Origin of the sequence: Sphingomonas sp. S-NIH.Pt3_0716 (genome assembly GCF_003950715.1) — a bacterium.
In the GTDB taxonomy this organism is placed as follows: Bacteria; Pseudomonadota; Alphaproteobacteria; order Sphingomonadales; family Sphingomonadaceae; genus Sphingobium; species Sphingobium yanoikuyae_A.
The window spans coordinates 1-19441 of record NZ_QLJK01000012.1; the positions used below are offsets into that span (position 1 = coordinate 1).

Below are 19441 nucleotides of genomic sequence, written 5' to 3' on the forward strand. Positions count from 1 at the left end.
GGTCAAGGCCGCACTCGAAGCCATTGCGTTCGATCCGGCCCACTGAACCTCGATGATGGGCGCATTCCGCAGTCGGGAATGCGCCCATCATCGAGGTTCAGTGGGCCGGATCGAACGCAATGGCTTCGAGTGCGGCCTTGACCTCCTGCGACAGATCCAGCTCCACTGCTGCCAAATTCTCGGTCAGATGCGCGACATTGGACGTGCCGGGGATCAACAGCATGTTCGGTGCGCGCGCCAACAGCCATGCAAGCGCCAGCTGCATCGACGTAGCGCCTAGGCGATCCGCCAAATGGGCCAATGCCTGCGATTGGATGGGCGAAAAGCCTCCGAGCGGAAAAAATGGGACATAGGCGATGCCCTGGCTCGTCAAGCTGTCGATCAGCGCGTCATCCGCGCGGTGCGCCAGGTTATACTGGTTCTGGACGCACGCGATCGGGACGATGCGCTGGGCCTCCGCAACCTGGCTCTCTGTCACGTTGCTGAGGCCGATATGTCGAACCAGTCCTGTCTCGCGCAGCTGTGCAAGGGCGACGATCTGCGCCTCGATCGACCCTTCCGACGGCGCGTGGATGTCGCCCATAATGCGCATGTTGACCAGGTCGAGAGTGTCGCGGCCAAGGTTTCGCAGATTGTCTTCGACGCCCTGCTGCAATTCGGCGGCACTTTGTGCCGGCAGCCATGAGGCGTCCTTGCCGCGGATCGCGCCCACCTTGGTCACGATCAGGAGATCGTCGCTATAGGGATGAAGCGCATCGCGGATGATCTGGTTGGTCACATGAGGGCCGTAGAAATCGCTTGTGTCGATATGGTTCACGCCCGCCGCAACTGCCGCGCGCAGAACCGCGACGGCGGCATCGCGATCTTTGGGCGGGCCAAAGACGCCAGGCCCAGCCAGTTGCATCGCGCCATAGCCCATGCGGTTCACGAGATGATCGCCCAGCTTGAAGGTGCCGGCTTTGCGAAGATCCATCATGTCCTGTCTCCTCATTTGGAGACCGCGATATGGGCTTGTGGCCAGCGAACGATAAGTCGTAGTAATCAGAACAGGCTGTACGGATAATCGAACAATGGCGACGGAACTCGATGATCTTGCCACCTTCGTGGAAGTAGTGCGGGCAGGAGGCTTCCGAGATGCAGCCCGTATTTCGGGCACCTCGGCATCTGGGATGAGCGACGCGCTCAGGCGGCTGGAAGCCCGGCTAGGCGTTCGTCTCCTCCACCGCACGACGCGCAGCATGGCCCTGACCGAAGCGGGCGCGCGGCTATTCGAGCGGCTGTCGCCGGCCCTTTCGGAAATCCGCGACGCGCTCGATGTCGTCAACATCTTCCGTGACAGACCCGCTGGAACATTGCGCCTGAATGTTCCAGCTAATGTCGCCCGCACCGTGCTCCCATCGATCCTCCCATCATTCCTTCGGGTCTATCCCGATATTCGAGTGGAGGTGACGGTGGAGGATGGGTTTGTCGACATATTGAAATCCGGTGCGGATGCCGGGATCCGTTATGAGGAGCGGCTTGAACAGGACATGATCGCGATCCCCATCGGCCCAGCGACGCAGCGGTTGGTTACGGCTGGATCTTCAGCCTATTTCGATCATCATGGGCGCCCCTCGCACCCACAGCAACTGTTGGGCCATAATTGCCTGCGCGGCCGTTTTTCCGGCGGGGCCATGCCGGGATGGGAATTCGAGAGAGAGGGGGAAATTCTCGTTGTCGATCCGACCGGGCCGCTGGTGGTGCAGCCTGGTCTGGCGGGCGAATTGCTGATCGATTCTGCCGTGGCTGGCCTTGGAATTGTGCATCTGTTCGAGGATTGGCTTAAACCGTATATCGCGAGTGGGGCGCTCGAATCCGTTCTCGACGACTGGTGCCAGACCTTCTCTGGTCCCCGGCTCTATTATTCCGGGCGCCGTTATTTGCCGGCGCCCTTGCGGGCTTTCGTGGACTTTGTTCGCTTGCAGCGATGGTAAATGGGGCCGCGTCAGAGCGGCTCCCGTGTTCGTACGCCGGCTGCGATTATCGACCAAAACCCTGCAGGCCCTCGTCCCTTGGAAAGCGGCAACCTGCCCAGAGAGGCGTGGACCTCGCGTTCGCTTGCTGACTTTCCGGTGGCGATGGCAAGATTTCAGGCACCACGAAAATAATCACCGTTGCGGAAAATTTCGGCCATCGCTTCGCACGGTGGTAGATTTAACTATCTTGAATATCTCTAATTTTCTCGGGTCTTTGACTAGTGGATTGATTTTGACATGTGCATCCCCCGTCGGCGGGGATGGGGCTGCAAATGTCAAAATCTTTTCGGACCACTAGATGCGCCGATACCGGAAATACCAGACCTCATGGCCCAGGCGCCGGGCCTTGGCCTCATAGCGGGTTTCGGGCCAGCCGCCTGGACGGGTCAGGAAATCCTTGGGATCGCTTGCCAGCCAATCGAATTCGGGATGGCCGTTCATCACCATCAGCGCCCAGCGCAGATAGACCGGATGATCGGTGCCGAAGCGGAACTCGCCGCCGGGCTTGAGCTTCTTCGCGATCATGTCGACCGGGCCGGGGTTCATCATCCGCCGCTTGGCATGGCGCGCCTTGGGCCAGGGATCGGGATGGAGCAGATAAACGAAGCTGAGCGATCCGTCGGGGATGCGGCTGAGAACGTCGAGCGCATCGCCCATGTGCAGCCGGACATTGCCGAGCGCGCCGTCGCGGATATGGCCGAGCGCCTGGACCACGCCGTTCAGGAACGGCTCGCAGCCGATGAAACCATGGTCGGGCAACATGTCGGCGCGATAGGCCATATGCTCGCCGCCGCCGAAGCCGATCTCGAAATGGAGCGGGCGGTCATAGCCGAACAGGTCGGCGGCCGTGACGTCGCCTTCGGCCGGCACCGATACGGCGGGGAGCAGCGTGTCGACCAGTTCCTGCTGGCCCTTGCGAAGCTTGGGCCCGGACTGGCGGCCATAAAGGCGGTTGAGGGTGGTCGGGTCGCCCGATTTATGCGCGGTCATGGGTTGGGCCGATAGCGGGGGCAGGCCGAGGGAGCAAGCGGCGTGCGCCCTATCAGTTGGCGACGGCGTCCGGCGACAGGCTTATCTGGCTTTGCTTGCCATAGACGCTGGTGGTCGACAGCGGCTTTTCCGACTGGACGATCTCTATCGCCTGGGCCGGCGGCGGCGCGCTGGCATAGCTGGGATATTGCAGCCATTGGTCAAGCTTGCGGACGGTGATCGTCCAAGGCGCGCTGCTTTCATCCTTGCCGCCGAGCAAGGCGGTCAGCGTGTCTCGGGCGATGACCAGCATGGTGCCCGAGTCGCCGAGCGGGATGGCATAGCTGCCCTCATTCGTCTCGCCCTGATAGATGGGGAGGCGGCCCTGTATCCGATCGGGGTGGACGCAATAGGCCGGGGCGGCCGGGCCTTCTCTATTCTTCGCCGCCTTTTCCCTGACGCTGCGGTCGATATTGCCCATCATCGCGCCGGCAATGACGGACGCGCCGTCCTTTGTCACCTTGTCCGCAGGCGCGCCGAAGACAAGCGGTTGGGGGCAGGGTTGGAGCGGAACGGCCGCCGCGAGCGGCGGTAGCGCGCGGGGCCAGCCGATCTGGGCTATCATCCGATCCAACAGGGCATCAAGCTGGGACGCATCATGGACGGGCGAGGTGACGCGCAGCTTTACCACCCATTCCCCGATCGCGATGACGGCAACGCCGCTGCTGCGGCCGACCTGGGTGATGTCGAAGCTCTGGCGCAGTCCGGCCTGCACTGAACTGCCCGGAAGGGCAAAAGCCACAGGATCGCCCAGGGCTGCGGGGCGCCCGAACTTGTCATTGGTCGCGATCATGGTGGCCGCGACATCGAACCAGATGGCGGTGGCCGGCATGGCGGCATGATAGACATAGACATTCACATGGGTGCGACTGATCGGATCGTCATAGGCGATCGATGTATCGAGGAGCGCGCCGTTGCTCAGATCCTCGACCGCACTGCGAGCAAAACCGTCAATCTTCGACGGGAAGGCAATACCGGACGGCTTGTGTGTCCAGCTTTTGTCGGTCTTTACGGCGATGGGGCTCGGCTGGGCCTGCGCGGACGGGGCAAGGGGCAGGGCTGTTGCCATCGCAAAGCCGCCAACTATCCGCAACCACATGAATATCTGCCCCCTCCCGCTATGCATGCAGGCAAGGTAGCGGGAAGGGGGCAGAGCACAAGGGCCATGGGATGCCGAACAGGGGAGAGCGGCAGGATGGCCCTTGAAGCTGGCTAGCCGTGGTGCGACCCGAAGGCTGGCCGGGAGGCAAGGCCCGACCGGTCTGTCCAGTTCGTCAGGTCACTTGCACTTGGCGAAGCGACCCTTGGCGTCCTTGCAGGGGCCCTTTTTCGGGGCCGCCTTTGGCGGACATTTGACGAACTTGCCCTTCGCATCCTTGCAGGGAGCTGCCAGTGCAGGAGCGGCACTGCCAACCAGAAATGCAAGGCTGATGAAGGCGGTAGCAAGAGGACGGGTCATGGCGTTGCCCTGGGTGGAGGGTGCCGGGCTCGACAGGGGTGCGAGCCCGACGCCCTCTCTATGCGCGGTTCCGCGGGCGCAGGCCAATGAACTTTTCGTCATGTTCCGGACAGGATGGCTCAGCCACGGTCGGCATCGGCCGCTGCATTGAACAGGTCGAGCATGGCGCCCAGCCGGGCGGCCTCCTCCTGTGTCAGCCCTTCGTCCCGGTCGAACAATGCGGCAAGCTTTTGCCCGCCGGCGCGGACCGCATCGGGATCGACGCGGGCGAGCAGTTCGGGAATGCCGGCAATCGCGCCATCGGGATCATGGCGCAGCAGCTTGGCCTGCTCGCGCACCAGCGCCCGGAACAGCGGCAGGGTCATGCCCGCGGGCAGCATGTCGATATGCAGCCGGCGTGCCTCCTCGAACCGGCGGGCGTCGGTCTGTTCGCGGGTGCGCAGCACATGGAAGATCGCCCGCAACTGCGCCTCCAGCAGGCCGCCTTCATGCAGTTCGGCGCTGAGATGGGCCATTTCCTCGGCAACGAAGGCGCGATGTTCCGGCGTGTCGCCGGGGTGATGACGGGGCGGGCGGCCATCCTGCGGGGCGACGCCCATGGCGGCCTGAACCAGCGGCGCGCCATAGATCGTATCGAAGCTCAATGCCTGGAGCCTGTCGCGGGCATCCCGATAGGCGTCGAGCGCGCCGACCATCATGTTCGACACCATGGTCTGGCCGGCCAGGAAGCCATTGTCGGGCGCGACCGGGCGCCGATTGTCGCGCACGACCCCGGCCCAGCCCTCGATCAGTTGCGCCATGGGATGGTCGCTCGACCAGCTGTAGGACAGGCGCATCGGGTGCCATTGCGCCAGCCAGTCGGCCAGTTGCGGGCTGGCCATCGCCTGCACCAGCGGCTGGGCGAAGCGGCGATACAGTTCCAGATTGGCTTCCGACGCACGGCGGGCGGCGACGAAACGCCGTTCGCTGTCGAAATCCTGCTGCACGATTGCCTGGACATCGGCGATGCCGCGCCGCTGGATCGCCAGATACTGGCCGTCATCATCGACCGCGCCGGGCAGGGCGCCGTCGGGATCCTGTTGCACCGTCGCCTGATAGAGGCCGGCGGGCAGCACATCGATCAGGTCGATGGCGCTGACGAATTCGCGATGCTCCTTCCGCCCGACGCTGGCCGAGACGAAGATGCCGAGATGGCCGATACTGTCATGGGTGGCATAGATGATCGTCTGGTCATGGCTGACGATTTCGGCATCGTTGCGGTAGAGATCGGTGATCCAGCCCAGGGCCTGCGGTGGCGGCGTGATATTGTCGCCATGCGAGCAGAAGACCAGGATCGGCGAGCGGATGTTGCGTAGGTCGATGCGGATGCCGTCCGAGGTCAGCAACTGGGCGGTGGCGAGCCGGTTGCCGATGAAGAGATTGTCAACGATATACTGCATCTCGACATCGTTGAGATAGACATAGCCACCCCAATATTTCTCGAAGCCGAGATAGCGTGGGGCTTCGGTATCGACCTTGGAATAAAGGGTGTAATCCTTTTTCCAGAGCGTGTTGGCGGGATCGAGATTTTCGAAATTCTGCACCAGCCAGGCGCCGTCGAAGCGGCCGGCGCCCATGTCGCCGGTCATCGCCGTCGCCCAACTGCCGCCCATCAGGCCGCCGCCATAGCGCATGACATTGTCGCCCGCCCAATAGGAGAGCGGGGCGCCGGCGATGATGATCGGGCCGAACAGGTCGGGCCAGACCGCAGCGGTCATCAATATCTGCCAGCCGGCCTGGCAATTGCCGATCACCACCGGCTTGCCGTCGGCGGAAGGGTGGAGTTCGCCGACATGGGCGACGAAGGCGGCCTCCGCCCGCATCACATCCTCGACGCTCTGCCCCGCGACCGGATTGGGAGTGAAGCCGATGAAATAACAGGGATGGCCTTCGCGCAGGGCGGCGCCGATCTCGCTGTCGGGCTTGAAGCCGCCAATGCCGGGGCCATGGCCGGCGCGCGGATCGACGACGATGACCGGGCGCTTGGCCGGATCGACCGGCAGGCCCTCCGGCGGGGTGATGCGGACCAGGCCATAGTTGACCGGCCGAGGCAGGTCGGCGCCGGACAGGATGATCTCGCCATCGAAATTCAGCACATGGGGCACGCGTTCGGCCAGATGCGCCTTATACTGGTCGCCGCGCTGGCGCTTGACGTCGGCGAACAGGACGGCGCGTTGCAGCGCGTCGACGCCATAGTCGAAGGCCTGACCGAACCAGTCGAGCGGCGGCCAAAGCGGGGTGGAAGCGGTGGATGTTGTGGGTTCGCTGGTCGTCCTGGGCATGGCTGGCCTTCCGAAACGCGTTCAGACGTCGCGGCGGACCCCCATTCCTGACCGCACTGCATCATAACCCCGAGTCATGACAATGCGATGGAAAATCGTCTTATTTCGACAGGCCGGTAACAACTTGTGACGGACATGCGAAAAGGGCGCGGAAAGCATAGCTCTCCGCGCCCCTTGCTATTGGTCGTCAGACCGCAGGCCTCAGGCCAGCTTCGCCTTGAGCGCGTCGACCAGATCGGTCTTTTCCCAGGGGAAATAGTCGCCGTCGGGCGTGCGGCCGAAATGGCCGTAGGCGGCGGTCTTCTGGTAGATCGGCTTGTTGAGGCCGAGATGGGTGCGGATGCCCTTGGGGGTCAGGCGCACCAGGGTCGGCAGCACGGCTTCGATCGCCGAAGCTTCGACGGTGCCGGTGCCGTGCAGGTCGACATAGAGCGAGAGCGGCTCTGCAACGCCGATGGCGTAGCTGAGCTGGATCGTGCAGCGACGGGCGAGGCCGGCGGCAACGATGTTCTTCGCGAGGTAGCGGGTGATATAGGCGGCCGAACGGTCGACCTTGGTCGGATCCTTGCCGCTGAACGCGCCGCCGCCATGGGGCGAAGCGCCGCCATAGGTGTCGACGATGATCTTGCGGCCGGTGAGGCCGGCGTCGCCGTCGGGGCCGCCGATTTCGAACAGGCCGGTCGGGTTGACGTAGATGCTTTCGTCGCCCGGCAGCCAGCCTTCGGGCAGGACATCGGCCATCACGCCCTTGACGTAAGCGCGCAGCTCGGCGCGGCTGTCGTCATTGTCCATGCCGGCGGCATGCTGGGTCGACACGACCAGCGCGGTCGCGCGGACCGGCTTTTCATCGATATATTCGAGCGTCACCTGGCTCTTGGCATCGGGTTCCAGGAAGGGAACGACCTTGCCATGGCGGTCGGCCGCCATGCGTTCCAGGATCTTGTGCGAATAATAGAGGGTGGCGGGCATGAGGTCAGGGGTTTCGTCCGACGCATAGCCGAACATGATGCCCTGGTCGCCGGCGCCTTCGTCCTTGTTGCCGCTTTCATCAACGCCCTGCGCGATGTGCGCCGACTGGCCGTGCAGGTTGTTCTCGAAGCGGAAGGTTTCCCAGTGGAAGCCGTCCTGCACATAACCGATGCGCTTCACGGTGGCGCGGACGGTCGCTTCGATTTCTTCCTTGGCGCCCGGTGCCCATTCGCCATTTTCATAGACGCCCTTGCAGCGGATTTCGCCGGCCAGGACGACGAGCTGGGTCGTGGTCAGGGTTTCGCACGCGATGCGGGCTTCGGGATCCTTGGACAGGAACAGGTCGACGATCGAGTCGGAAATCTGGTCCGCGACCTTGTCGGGGTGGCCTTCGGAAACGGATTCCGAGGTGAAGAGGAATTGGTTACGCATGAGACTCCCGTAAGGTGCTTGCGGACGAATGAACATAAAGAAAACTTTATGTGGCTATTAGCTTTTGCCTCTGCGCAAGGCAAGGGCCGTCCCGAGCAGGATCAGAAGGAAGGCAAAGGGCGCCCAGTTGCCCAGCCGCGCGAACAGGGTGGCAGGCAGCGGCGGCGGCAGGCGGCTGTCGAGATAGCCGGCGCGATGGCTGGACAGTGAATGCAGCACATGGCCGCGCGCATCGACGATGGCGGAAACGCCGGTGGGCGTGGCGCGGATGATCGGCAGCCCTTCCTCCAGCGCGCGCAGACGGGCCTGGGCCAGATGCTGGACCGGCCCCCAGTTGCCGAACCAGGCGTCATTGGACGGGTTGAACAGGAAATCGGGCCGATGGGCGCGATCGACCACCTGGCCCGAGAAGATGATCTCGTAACAGATTTGCACGCCCATCTTGAGCGCGGGGCGGCCAAGGGTGGCGGGCAGGGTCAGGCTCTGCGGGCCGGGGCCGGGCCAGAAATCGACGTTACCCGGCACCAGCCGCGACAGACCGATCGGCTGGAGAATGCTGCGCATCGGCAGATATTCGCCATAGGGGACGAGATGCGCCTTGTCGTAGCGGGCGGCAAGCTGGGCATCGGGCGTGACCACGAACAGGCTGTTGTTGGCGCCGGCCAGTTCGGTCGTGCCATAGGCGCCCTTGTCCTTGAAATAGACCTTGGTCGCGCCGGTCATCAGCAAGTCGCCCGGCCCCATCAGGTCGGCGAGGCGCCAGCGCCATTCGGGTTCCATGTCGAGATAGGCGGGGATCGCCGCCTCCGGCCAGAAGATCAGGCGCGGGGCGGGACGCGGCTTGCCCGATAAGGTGGCGAGGGTGCGGAAATGCGTCTGTTCCAGTTCGGCCGAATATTTCTCGTCCTGGCCGATATTGGGTTGGACCACGCGGATCAGCGGCGCACCGGCGGGCGTCGTCGGCGCAGGCGAGAACTGGCCCCAGAGCGCGAGGACGACGAGCGGCACGGCGATGGCGGCGGCAGGGCGATACTGGCGGCGCGCGGCCAGCAGGCTGGCGCCGGCAGCGAGCAGCACCAGCGCGCCAAGGCCATAGGTGCCGATCAGCGTCGCGGCGATGGCGGCGCCGGTCGGCAGCAGGGTGACGCCCAGCGGGTTCCAGGCAAAGCCGGTGAAGATGGTGGCGCGCGCATATTCGCTGGCGATCCAGCAGCCGGCGAACAGCAGCAGGAAGGCCGGGCCGGTTAAGGCGAAACGGCGCCCGGCCCACCATGCGCCCAAGGTCGCGAGACCGGGATAGACGGCGAGATAGAGCGAGAGCAGGACCACCGCGCCATAGCCGAACCAGTGCGGCATCGCGTCCTGATAGGTGAAGGCGTGGGCGATCCAGTTGAGGCCCAGGGTGAAATGGCCGACCCCGAACAGCCAGCCGCGCAGAAAGGCGGCGCGGCGATCGGGCGCGCGCTCGATCAGCAGGATCAGCAGCGCGAGGCAGGCGATGGTGACCGGCCAGAGTTTCAGCGGCTCGAAACCGGTCGCCGAGAGGAAGCCGGCGAGCAGGGCAGCAAGCCGGGGATGGCGCGCAAGCAGGGCGTTCATTTGCGGCGGATCAGGAGATGGTGGCCATGGTGGCGTTGGAGCAGCGATCGCTCTTTTGCCCGCCGCCCGACAGCATCGATGCCGCGACGAAACCGCCGACCACCAGCACCAGGAACAGCGCCGACAGCGGTGCCAGATATTTCTCGATGAACGCCTTGATCGGGCGGCCGAATTTCCAGAACAGGAAGCCGACGATCATGAACTGGAAGGCGCGGGACAGGATGCTGGCCCACAGGAAGGTGAAGAGCGACAAGCCGATGAAGCCGGCGGTGATGGTGATCAGCTTGAACGGGATCGGGGTCGCGCCCTTGATCAGGATGATCTCCGCGCCATAGTCGCGCAGATAGCAGGCCGCGACCGGGAATTTCGCCGACAGGCCAAGGAAATGCAGGATCTGCGCACCGACCGCCTGATAGAGGAAATGGCCGATGCCATAGCCGAGCAGGCCGCCCAGCACCGAAGCGATGGTGCAGATGAGGCCATAGCGGATCGCCTTTTCCGGCCGCGCCAGGCACATCAGGCCCAGCAGCGGATGCGGCGGGATCGGAAAGAAGCTGGATTCCATGAAACTGAAGGCGAACAGCCAACGTTCGGCGTGCGGGTGAGCGGCCTTGGCCAGCATCCACTGATAGAGCTTGGTGAGCATCGCGAGCGGGCCTAGCTCAGTTGCACGGGAGCCGCCAGCGCTTTTGCCAGGACGACCATTTTCAGCGGCGGATCGAGCGGCACGGGGAAGGGGCGCTTCTCGTCGGTCAGCACATAGCCGCGCCGCTGATAATAGGCGATCAGCTCGGGCCGCCGGTCGATCACCGTCATCTCGATCATGGTCGCGCCGAAATCGCGGGCGGCCTGATCCTCCGCCGCAGCGATCATGCGCCGGCCAAGACCGGCGGCCTGAAGCTGCGGATCGATGCAGAGCAGGCCGAGATAGGCGATGCCCTCGTCGCGCTTGCTGATCTGGACGCAGCCGATGGGCATGCCCTTGTCGTCGATCGCGACCAGCAGGCGGTCGGTCGGGCTGGCGAGGATCTCCTGCAATTCCTCGATATCGGTGCGGGCTCCGGTCAGCAGGTCGGACTCGAATGTCCAGCCGGCCCGCGCCTCGTCGCCGCGATAGGCGCGCTCGATCACGCGGTGGAGCAGGGGCAGGTCGGCGGGGGCGGCAAGGCAGATATCCATGGCCCCGCCTTTAGCGGGCCGGCGATGGCTGCAAAAGCCCTGAAGAATGGACGCGGCGATGCTTGATCGGGATGCGCTGGCCGCGATAGGATCGGCGTCAAAGAGGAGAGTGACATGCAGGACATGGGCGAGGGCAGTTGCCCCTTCAGCTTCAACATGGACCCGGCCAGCTTCAAGGTCGGCGATTCGGTCAGCTATCGGGTGACCGGCAGCCTGGAGGGATTTCCCTTTGCCGGGGTGCTGCTGGAAGTGCATGACGATCATGTGGTGCTGACCTCCGATGTCGACGACAAGGCCAGCCGGATGCGCGCCACGCGCGAGAGCCGGCCGGTGGTGCGCGAAGAGGATGTCTGCTGACGGGCAGGGCGTCGGGCGGCCAATCCCACCATATTACCGATTTGTCAGCTGCCACGGCGTTGACTGTCCGGCGCCGTCTGGGCATGACCCACTTCCTGTTCAGACCGGTCGGCACGCTTGATAATTTCGCATATTCCCTGGGACAAGTTGCGGCAGCGGGCCGGCGGCCTGGCATTCGCGCTGGTGCTGAACGCGATCCTGCTGCTGGCGCTGCTGACGATGGCGCCGCATATCGATCCCAAGAAGGTCGAGGATCGCAATCCGGTGAGCTTCGATATCGAGCCGGCCAAGCAGGCGAACAAGGAGAAGTCCAAGGCGCAGAAGGCGGAAAAGCGCGAGCGGGATACCGCCGCGCCCAAGCAGAAGAGCGAACCGGTGGTGACGCCGCCCCGGCCGGTCGAGACGCCGAGCGTGCAGCCGCCATCGCCTTTCCCCTTCATCACGCTCGACAGCCGCCAGATGGCGGCGGCCGACATCGGCAAGATGGAAAAGAAGACGGCCGGCGTCGGCGACAGCGGCACCGGCAATGCCAAGGCGATTGTCGGGCCGGGCGAGGGGCCGGGCGGCGTGCAACTGTTCGAGGCGGAATGGTATCGCCGGCCGACCCATGCCGAATTGTCGACCTATCTGCCCGCCAATGCGCCAGCGCAGGGCTATGGCCTGGTCGCGTGCAAGACGATCGACCATTATCATGTCGAAAATTGCCAGATGATCAGCGAATATCCGACCGGATCGGGCTTTGGCCGCGCCGTGCGCCTGGCCGCCTGGCAATTCCTGGTGCGGCCGCCCCGCGTCGACGGCAAGCCCCAGGTCGGCGCCTGGGTCCGCATCCGCATCGATTATACCCGAACGGTTATCGGTGGCAGCGCCGGCGCGGACGACGACGGGCGCTGAGGCGGCGTAGGCCGGGTATCTAGCAGAAGCGGACATTCCTCCCCGGCACGGGGAGGTGGCAGCGCGAAGCGCTGACGGAGGGGCAGGTGCCTCTTGGCGCTGCGTTATCCGGCCTGTGCCCCTCCACCACTCGCTACGCGAGCGGTCCCCCTCCCCGTGCCGGGGAGGAATGTCTTGTTTCCACCCATTCCCGCCAAGGGCAGGACAATCGGTCCGGCTTGATCCGCTTGGGGCTGCGGCCTACACCCGCGGCATGACTATTGCCTCCTATCCGGCGCTGCGCATGCGCCGCACCCGTGCCACCGCCTGGAGCCGGGCGATGCATGCCGAAAACCGCCTGTCGCCCAGCGATTTCATCTGGCCCCTTTTCGTGACCGAAGGGGACGGCGTCGAGGAGCCAATCGCGGCGCTGCCCGGCGTGTCGCGCTGGTCGGTCGACCTGATGGTGGCGCGGGCCAAGGAAGCGCGCGACGCCGGCATTCCCTGTCTGGCGCTGTTCCCCAATACCCAGGCCGACCGCCGCAGCGACGATGGCGCCGAGGCGCTGAACCCCGATAACCTGATGTGTCGGGCGATCCGCGCGATCAAGGATGCGGTGCCCGATATCGGCGTGCTGACGGACGTGGCGCTCGATCCCTATACCGCCCATGGCCAGGACGGGCTGCTCGACGAGACCGGCTATGTGATCAATGACGCGACGATCGACATGTTGATCGGCCAGTCGCTCAACCAGGCGGCGGCAGGCGCCGACATCATCGCGCCCAGCGACATGATGGACGGCCGGATCGGCGCGATCCGCGAGGCGCTGGAGGAAACCGGCCACGCCAATGTCCAGATCATGGCCTATGCCGCCAAATATGCCAGCGCCTTCTATGGTCCGTTCCGTGACGCGGTGGGATCGCGCGGGCTGCTGAAGGGCGACAAGAAAAATTACCAGATGGACCCGGCCAATGGCGAGGAGGCGCTGCGCGAGGTCGCGCTGGACCTGGCCGAGGGCGCGGATAGCGTGATGGTGAAGCCGGGCCTGCCCTATCTGGATATCGTCGCGCGGGTGCGCGATCGTTTCTCCGTCCCGGTCTTCGCCTATCAGGTGTCGGGCGAATATGCGATGATCGAACATGGCGCCGCCGCCGGGTCGGGGGACCGCGATGCGCTGATCCTGGAAACGCTGATGGCGTTCAAGCGGGCCGGCTGTTCGGGCGTGCTGACTTATCATGCGCTGCACGCGGCGCGGCTGCTGAATGGTTGAGGCGCAGATGAACGATCATCCCGCCGACCATCCTGATGTTTCGATCATCCCGCTGAACGGCAAGGCGCCGCTGATCCACCCCAGCGCCTTCATCGCGCCGGGATGCCGGATCATCGGCGACGTCGAGATCGGCGCGGATGCCAGCATCTGGTATAATTGCGTGATCCGGGGCGATGTGAACCATATCCGCATCGGCGCGCGCACCAATATCCAGGACGGCACGGTTGTCCATTGCGACAGCCCCGGCGACGGCCGTCCGGGCTATCCGGCGGAGGGCTATCCCACCATCATCGGCGAGGATGTGCTGATCGGCCATATGGCGATGGTCCATGGCTGCGTGCTGGAGGACCGCGCGTTCGTGGGGCTGGGCGCGATCGTGATGAGCGGCTGCACCGTGGAGAGCGACGCGATGCTGGCGGCCGGCGCGCTGCTGTCGCCCGGCAAGACGGTGCTGCACCGGCAGCTCTGGGCCGGGCGCCCGGCGAAATATATGCGCGACCTGACCGACGAGGCGATCATCACCATGCGCGAAGGCGTCGACCATTATGTTCATAATGGCAAGGCGCATAAGGGCGCGGTGCGCCAGATGGGCTGAAAAATCGGCGCATTTCCGGTTTCTGGCGATCCGTCGTCGTCAACCAATTGTCCGACATTATTTTGCGAAAATTGCGTGAATTAGCAATTAATCAAGTTTTTGCGCGGAATGGCAGTCCCGACATTTCATTCGGGATTGTCTATGAAATTCCGCAATTTATTTCTGAGGCATGACGGTAGTGTCAGTGTCGTCGCTGCCCTGTCGCTGATCGGCGTCATTGGCATGGCGGGTCTCGCTGTCGATCTCAATCGCGGCTATGAGCGGCGGATCGCGACCCAGCGCGTGGCCGACATGGCGGCGCTGGCCGCAGCCGTCGCCTACAAGGCGGACGGATCGCAGGCGATATTGCGGCCCACCGCGGTCGACCTGGTCACCGCCCATGGCATCACTGATGCGACGATCGAAGTCGCGCTGCTGGCCGACACGCCCGAAGCCGGCGCCAAGGCAGTGCGCGTCGAACTGACGACGCCGCTGCCGCTCAGCCTCAGCCGCATATTGGGCGCTGCGGCGACCATGCCGGTGAAGGTTAGCGCGATGGCGCGCTTGGCCGGCAGCGCGTCGGCCACGCCCTGCATTCTGGGCCTCGCCTCGTCGGGCAATGCGGTCGAGACACAGGGCGGCGCGACAATCAACGCGACCGACTGTTCGGTGGTCGGCGCCGGATCGGTCAACAATGGCGGGTCGGGCATCACGGCCAAGGAAATCGTCTCGGGCGCGGCCGACATCATCAACAATTATGGCACGCTGTCGGCCGATCTGCTGCGCTATGCCGGCAGCTTTTCCAATCCCAGCTGGAACGGCAATGTCCCGGCGGCGGACAAGCGGATCAACCAGTCGACCGCGATCAGCGACCCGCTCGCCAATTCGATGGATCTCGCCACCGCGCGGCAATTGCTCGGCACCTTCCGCACGCCGCGGACCATCGCCAATCCGGTGACACCGGCCTGCGCCGACATATGGACGTTCGGCAATTCTCCCTCGGCCGGCGTGGCGCCCTTCCGTCAGGGCAATAGCGCCAAATTCACCGTGCCCGCCGGCAATTACTGCCTGTCGCGGATCACGATCGACGGTGGCATCACTGTCACCTTCCAGGCTGGCTCCACCGTCACCGTCGCCAATGGCGTGTCGGTTGGTGGCGGTTCGACTGTCAATTTCGGTGACAATGTCTGGCGGATCAATGGCGGCTTCAACAGTGGATCGAGCGGCGTCACCTTCGGCAATGGCGAAGTGTCGATCGGCGCCGGCACGGTCAGCTTTGCGGGCACCAACCGGATCGGCGCCGGCCCTGTCTCGATCGCCGCCAACATCACGCTGTCGGGCGGCACGTCCCTAGCGGTGGGCGCGGGCAGTCACGGCTTCAAGGGGATCAGCGTCGGCGGCGGCAGCTGGATGACGCTGGGCGATGGCGATCTGGACGTTGCCGGCCAGATCAGGATCGATGGCGATTCCACCCTGATCGCGGGCACCGGCAACTACACCCTGGCCAATGCCGGCAGCGACGCCATCACGCTGAGCGGTAGCGGCCGCTTCTTCATGGGCGACGGGCTGTTCAGCGCCAATGGCAATATCGTGACGGCCGGTGGCAGTCGCCTGGTCTTCGGCAAGACCGCCAATCACCTGATCAACGGCAATCTGTCGATCGCCGGATCGGTGCTGTTCGGCGCCGGGCGCTACACGGTGAGCGGCGGCCTGACCAACGGCACCGGTGGCACCACCTGGCCCTATACGTCGCCGATCACCAACCAGAGCTGGGGCCAGACGCTGGAGGGGGTATCGGTGTCCGGCTATGACATGGCCGGCGTCAATGTCAGCTTCATCCTGGGCGGGACCATCAACCTGGCCGGCGGGGCCAAGACCAAGCTGATCGCCCCCACCAGTACCGTCGAAGGGGCGGCCATCGCCGACATATTGGTCGACAGCCTGACATCGCAGGCGACCAACTGGGGCGCAGGATCGCAGAATGTCTTTTCCGGCGTGGTCCATCTGCCCAATTCGGCCGTGACCATGTCGGGCGGCAACAACAGCCTGTCGGCGGGCCAGTGCTTCACCCTGATCGCCTATCGCGTCACGGCAAGCGGCGGCGCCAATGCGGGCACCGCCTGCAAGTCGATCAGCGATCTGGTCGGCGGCAGCGGCGGCGATGTGGAGTTGGTGGCATGATCGGCGGCTTGCGAACGCTGCGCCGCTCGGAACGGGGCGTTGCCACCGTCGAGTTCGCGCTGTGGCTGACCCTGTTCTTCACCATCAGCCTGGTCGCGATCGACATCGCCCAGTTCACCATCCAGCGTGGGCGGCTGGCCGAAGCGGTCAGCGGTGCATCGCTGTCGGCCTTCAAGACACGCGACGCGGTGCAGTTCCAGTCCATTCCCGCCTATGTCCAGGCGATGGCGGCGGCGCCGGGGCAAAGCCCGATCACCGTCACCGTCGGCTGCAATGGCGGGACGGGCAATTGCACGAACAGTTCCCGCGTCTGCGCCTGCCTCAGCCAGACGGGCAGCTTCATTCCGACCAACAGTTGCGGCCAGAGCTGTGGCAGCGGCGCGAGCGCGAACAGCCGGTCGGGCTATTATCTCGACATCGTCGCGAGCTACAAGTTCAACCCGCAATTCGTCCCGGCCTCGCTCGCGGAAAAGGCGGTCATCACTCAGAAGACGACGGTGCGCCTGCAATGACCCGATGGCTGAACCCTATCCGATCGAACCAGACGGGCGCAGTTGCAATCGAATTTGCGCTGCTGGCGCCGGTCTTCTTTGCCTGCCTGTTCGGCGTGATCGAACTGGGGCGGCTGGCCTGGACCAAGCAGGCGCTGCGCGAGGCCGCCTACAGCACGGCGCGCTGCCATATGGTCAATGACAGCGCATGCGGCACCACGCAGCAGCAGATCAGCTATGCCGTGGCGCGGGCCAAGGCGAACGGCATCGTCATTGCTGCGGCCAATGTCAGCATTCAGGCCAATGTGGCGTGTCGCGGTGTCGGCCAGGCCAGCATGGTCGAGATCAACAAGCCGTTCAGCTCGCCGATCAGCCAGCTCGTGCCGCTGCCGACGACGGTGTCGGCGAAATCCTGCCTGCCGGGGCTGGCGGGCTGACAGATGGGCTAATGCCCAATGCTCCGGTCAGGGCTGGGGCAGGCGGTTCTTCAGCGCGTCGATGCGGTCATTCTGACTGTCGACCATCGACAGGACGCTGGCGCGTGCCGCGTCGATATCCGCGACGCCGCCCTTTTCCGATCCATCGGCGACCGCGTTGGAGCGTTCGATGAACAGGGTGTCGAGGCTGGCGAGGGCGGAGACGCTGTCGTTGCGCGCGGATTCGGCGGCGCTGATCGCAACCTGTGCGGCGACCCAGGCATCGCTTGATACCGATGCCCGGCCGGCGCTGTTCACGGCGCGGTCGGCGCTGGCATAGGCCTTGTCGAAATTGGCGCCGCCGCTCTGGGCCTGGCTCGTGAGCTGGCTGATCTGGGCCTTGAGCTTGTCGTCGGCCGGCGCGGGGAGCGGGGCGGCGGGCGCCTCGGCCATCGGCGCGCTTTCGACCGGGCGCTTGGCAAGCGAGGGATAGCTTTCATGCGCGCCGGCGCAGCCCGACAGGATCAGGGCGATGGTGGGAAGGAAGCGGCGCGTGATCATGATCTGCATCTAGGGCGGGACCGAACGGGGTGCAATGGCCCTCTGTCCGGTCCCGCGCGATAGATTAGCGGGGCAGGGCGGCAGCTTCGCGCGCCAGTGCCTCGATCTTGTCGGGATCGACCGGCCCCTTGGGCACGACCCAGCTGCCGCCGACGCATTTGATGAAGGGCTGGGCCAGCCATTCGGGCGCGCTCTGGGCGGTGATGCCGCCGGTCGGGCAGAAGCGGGCGGTGTGCAGTGGCGCGGCCAGCGCCTTGAGCGCCGGAAGACCACCCGAGGTTTCCGCCGGGAAGAATTTGAAGTGGGACAGGCCCATGTCCATGCCGCGCATGATGTCGCCGGCCGTGGCGGTGCCGGGCAGGAACGGGATGTTGGCGGCGATCGCGGCCTTGCCCAGCGGTTCGGTGAGGCCGGGGCTGACGATGAAGCGGGCGCCCGCCTCCATCGCGGCGTCAAGCTGGGCCGGGTTCAGCACCGTGCCGGCGCCGACGACCGCGCCCTCGACCTTCGCCATCTCGCGGATGACGTCGAGCGCGGCGGGGGTGCGCAGCGTGACTTCAAGCGCGGGCAGGCCTCCCTTCACCAGCGCCTGGGCAATGGGGAGCGCATCCTCGACCCGATCGACCACCAGCACCGGGATCACCGGGGCCAGTTCCATCACCTGTTCGACGGTCAAGCTCATGCATTCTTCTCCCTAAAGGCCGCGGCAGCGCCGAACAGGCCGATTTCTTCATGGATCGCACAGCGGATCGGCACGGTCGCCATCAGGCTCTCGAACCGGCCCTTGGCCTTGAAGCGGGTGTGGAAGCCGCTCTGTTCGAGAAAATCCTTCATCCGCTGGGTGAGGCCGCCGGCCAGTACCACCGCATGGGGGCCGTGCGCCAGTGCCAGATCGCCCGCGACCGAGCCATAGCAGAGGCAGAAGCGGTCGAGCGCGCGGCGGGCGAACTCGTCGCTGCCGTCGAGCGCGGCCTGCCACAATTCGGGGTCTTCCATCAGCATGACCCGGTCATGGCCGATGGTGGCGAGCGCCTTGTAGATATAGTTGAGGCCCGGACCCGACACGATCCGCTCGGTCGAGACGCGCAGGAACTTGTCGCGCAGATAGTCGAGGATCTTCACCTCGATCTGGTCGAGCGGGGCGAAGTCGAGATGGCCGCCCTCGGTCGCGATGACATGGGGATGGCCATCATCATAGGCGATCATCGCGACGCCAAGGCCGGTGCCGGGGCCGACCACGGTGACGCCGCCGTCGCGCGGGAAGGGGCGATCCTCGCCGAACAACAGGGGCAGATTTTCGTCGGGCAGGCGCGAGACGGCGTGGGCGACCGCTTCGAAATCATTGACCAGGCGCACGGTGCGCAGGCCCAGATCCTCCGCCAGCGTGTCGGCGCGGATGACCCAGTTGCTGTTGGTCAGCTTGATGACTTCGCGGCCGATGGCGGTGGCAAAGGCGATAGAGGCGGCGTCGGGCAGCGGGGTGTCGCTATCCTTGCTTTCGTCTTCGACGAACGCGCCCCAGCAGGCCTGGAGGCTGGGATAGTCGGCGACCTTGTATTTGCGGACGGTGCCGAGTGTCGGCACGCCCTTGTCGTCCAGCGAGGCGCGGGTGAAGCGCGCATTGGTGCCGCCAATGTCAGCGGCGATGATGTCGGTCATTTGTCTCTCTCTCCGGACATTCGCGCCAGCGCATCCGAGTGCGCCGGCACGAATGG

Annotated in this window: 19 protein-coding genes; 8 read left to right on the forward strand and 11 right to left on the reverse strand. The window is 64.9% G+C overall.

What is annotated here, in order from left to right:
- Positions 1-97: 97 nt before the first annotated feature.
- Positions 98-976 (reverse strand): oxidoreductase, encoded by an 879-nt coding sequence (locus BRX37_RS11310; protein WP_125987206.1) that lies wholly within the window; start codon positions 974-976, stop codon positions 98-100.
- Between the two features lie 94 nt (positions 977-1070).
- Between BRX37_RS11310 and BRX37_RS11315 the strand changes: the two genes are divergently transcribed.
- Complete coding sequence (locus BRX37_RS11315; RefSeq protein ID WP_125987028.1) at positions 1071-1973, forward strand: LysR family transcriptional regulator; 903 nt, start codon at positions 1071-1073, stop codon at positions 1971-1973.
- A gap of 336 nt (positions 1974-2309) precedes the next feature.
- Here the strand turns inward: BRX37_RS11315 and trmB are convergent, their stop codons facing one another.
- The 7 genes from trmB to BRX37_RS11355 form a co-directional block, all read right to left on the reverse strand.
- Entirely contained in the window at positions 2310-3005 is a 696-nt protein-coding gene (gene trmB / locus BRX37_RS11320; protein WP_017502318.1) for a tRNA (guanine(46)-N(7))-methyltransferase TrmB, read from the reverse strand.
- Between the two features lie 52 nt (positions 3006-3057).
- Positions 3058-4113, reverse strand: coding sequence for a hypothetical protein (locus BRX37_RS11325; RefSeq protein ID WP_125987030.1), 1056 nt, complete (start codon positions 4111-4113; stop codon positions 3058-3060).
- Positions 4114-4622: 509 nt separating this feature from the next.
- On the reverse strand, positions 4623-6824 hold the full coding sequence (locus BRX37_RS11335; RefSeq protein WP_125987032.1) for a DUF3141 domain-containing protein: 2202 nt from the start codon (positions 6822-6824) through the stop codon (positions 4623-4625).
- A 201-nt stretch (positions 6825-7025) separates the two neighbouring features.
- Positions 7026-8225 (reverse strand): methionine adenosyltransferase, encoded by a 1200-nt coding sequence (metK, locus tag BRX37_RS11340; RefSeq protein WP_125987034.1) that lies wholly within the window; start codon positions 8223-8225, stop codon positions 7026-7028.
- Between the two features lie 57 nt (positions 8226-8282).
- A complete protein-coding gene (lnt, locus tag BRX37_RS11345; RefSeq protein ID WP_125987036.1) occupies positions 8283-9824 on the reverse strand; it encodes an apolipoprotein N-acyltransferase in 1542 nt (513 codons plus the stop codon).
- Between the two features lie 10 nt (positions 9825-9834).
- Complete coding sequence (locus tag BRX37_RS11350; protein WP_004212017.1) at positions 9835-10470, reverse strand: YqaA family protein; 636 nt, start codon at positions 10468-10470, stop codon at positions 9835-9837.
- A gap of 11 nt (positions 10471-10481) precedes the next feature.
- On the reverse strand, positions 10482-11003 hold the full coding sequence (locus BRX37_RS11355; protein ID WP_125987038.1) for a GNAT family N-acetyltransferase: 522 nt from the start codon (positions 11001-11003) through the stop codon (positions 10482-10484).
- 114 nt (positions 11004-11117) lie between these two features.
- Here BRX37_RS11355 and BRX37_RS11360 point away from each other — a divergent pair, with 114 nt between their 5' ends.
- The 7 genes from BRX37_RS11360 to BRX37_RS11390 all read left to right on the forward strand — a co-directional run bounded on the left by BRX37_RS11360 (position 11118) and on the right by BRX37_RS11390 (position 17186).
- Positions 11118-11360 (forward strand): reeler domain-containing protein, encoded by a 243-nt coding sequence (locus BRX37_RS11360; protein WP_004212020.1) that lies wholly within the window; start codon positions 11118-11120, stop codon positions 11358-11360.
- Positions 11361-11477: 117 nt separating this feature from the next.
- Positions 11478-12254 (forward strand): hypothetical protein, encoded by a 777-nt coding sequence (locus BRX37_RS11365; RefSeq protein ID WP_125987040.1) that lies wholly within the window; start codon positions 11478-11480, stop codon positions 12252-12254.
- A 253-nt stretch (positions 12255-12507) separates the two neighbouring features.
- Positions 12508-13503: a porphobilinogen synthase gene (gene hemB / locus BRX37_RS11370; RefSeq protein WP_010337968.1), complete on the forward strand. Its 996-nt coding sequence runs from the start codon at positions 12508-12510 to the stop codon at positions 13501-13503.
- A gap of 7 nt (positions 13504-13510) precedes the next feature.
- Entirely contained in the window at positions 13511-14098 is a 588-nt protein-coding gene (locus BRX37_RS11375; protein WP_125987042.1) for a gamma carbonic anhydrase family protein, read from the forward strand.
- Between the two features lie 141 nt (positions 14099-14239).
- Positions 14240-16258, forward strand: coding sequence for a pilus assembly protein TadG-related protein (locus BRX37_RS11380; RefSeq protein WP_125987044.1), 2019 nt, complete (start codon positions 14240-14242; stop codon positions 16256-16258).
- Positions 16255-16770, forward strand: a complete 516-nt coding sequence (locus tag BRX37_RS11385) for a TadE/TadG family type IV pilus assembly protein (RefSeq protein ID WP_125987046.1) — start codon at positions 16255-16257, stop codon at positions 16768-16770. Before BRX37_RS11380 ends, BRX37_RS11385 begins: the two co-directional genes overlap by 4 nt.
- Positions 16767-17186 carry a TadE/TadG family type IV pilus assembly protein gene (locus BRX37_RS11390; RefSeq protein ID WP_125987048.1) on the forward strand — a complete coding sequence of 140 codons (420 nt, stop codon included), beginning with the start codon at positions 16767-16769 and terminating at the stop codon, positions 17184-17186. Before BRX37_RS11385 ends, BRX37_RS11390 begins: the two co-directional genes overlap by 4 nt.
- Positions 17187-17213: 27 nt before the next feature.
- Here BRX37_RS11390 and BRX37_RS11395 read toward each other — a convergent pair whose 3' ends face one another.
- The 3 genes from BRX37_RS11395 to glk are packed head-to-tail and all read right to left on the reverse strand — an operon-like array spanning position 17214 to position 19385.
- A complete protein-coding gene (locus BRX37_RS11395) occupies positions 17214-17735 on the reverse strand; it encodes a hypothetical protein (protein WP_125987050.1) in 522 nt (173 codons plus the stop codon).
- Positions 17736-17790: 55 nt separating this feature from the next.
- Entirely contained in the window at positions 17791-18408 is a 618-nt protein-coding gene (gene eda, locus BRX37_RS11400; protein WP_017502334.1) for a bifunctional 4-hydroxy-2-oxoglutarate aldolase/2-dehydro-3-deoxy-phosphogluconate aldolase, read from the reverse strand.
- Positions 18405-19385: a glucokinase gene (glk, locus tag BRX37_RS11405; RefSeq protein WP_125987052.1), complete on the reverse strand. Its 981-nt coding sequence runs from the start codon at positions 19383-19385 to the stop codon at positions 18405-18407. Before glk ends, eda begins: the two co-directional genes overlap by 4 nt.
- Positions 19386-19441: the final 56 nt, after the last annotated feature.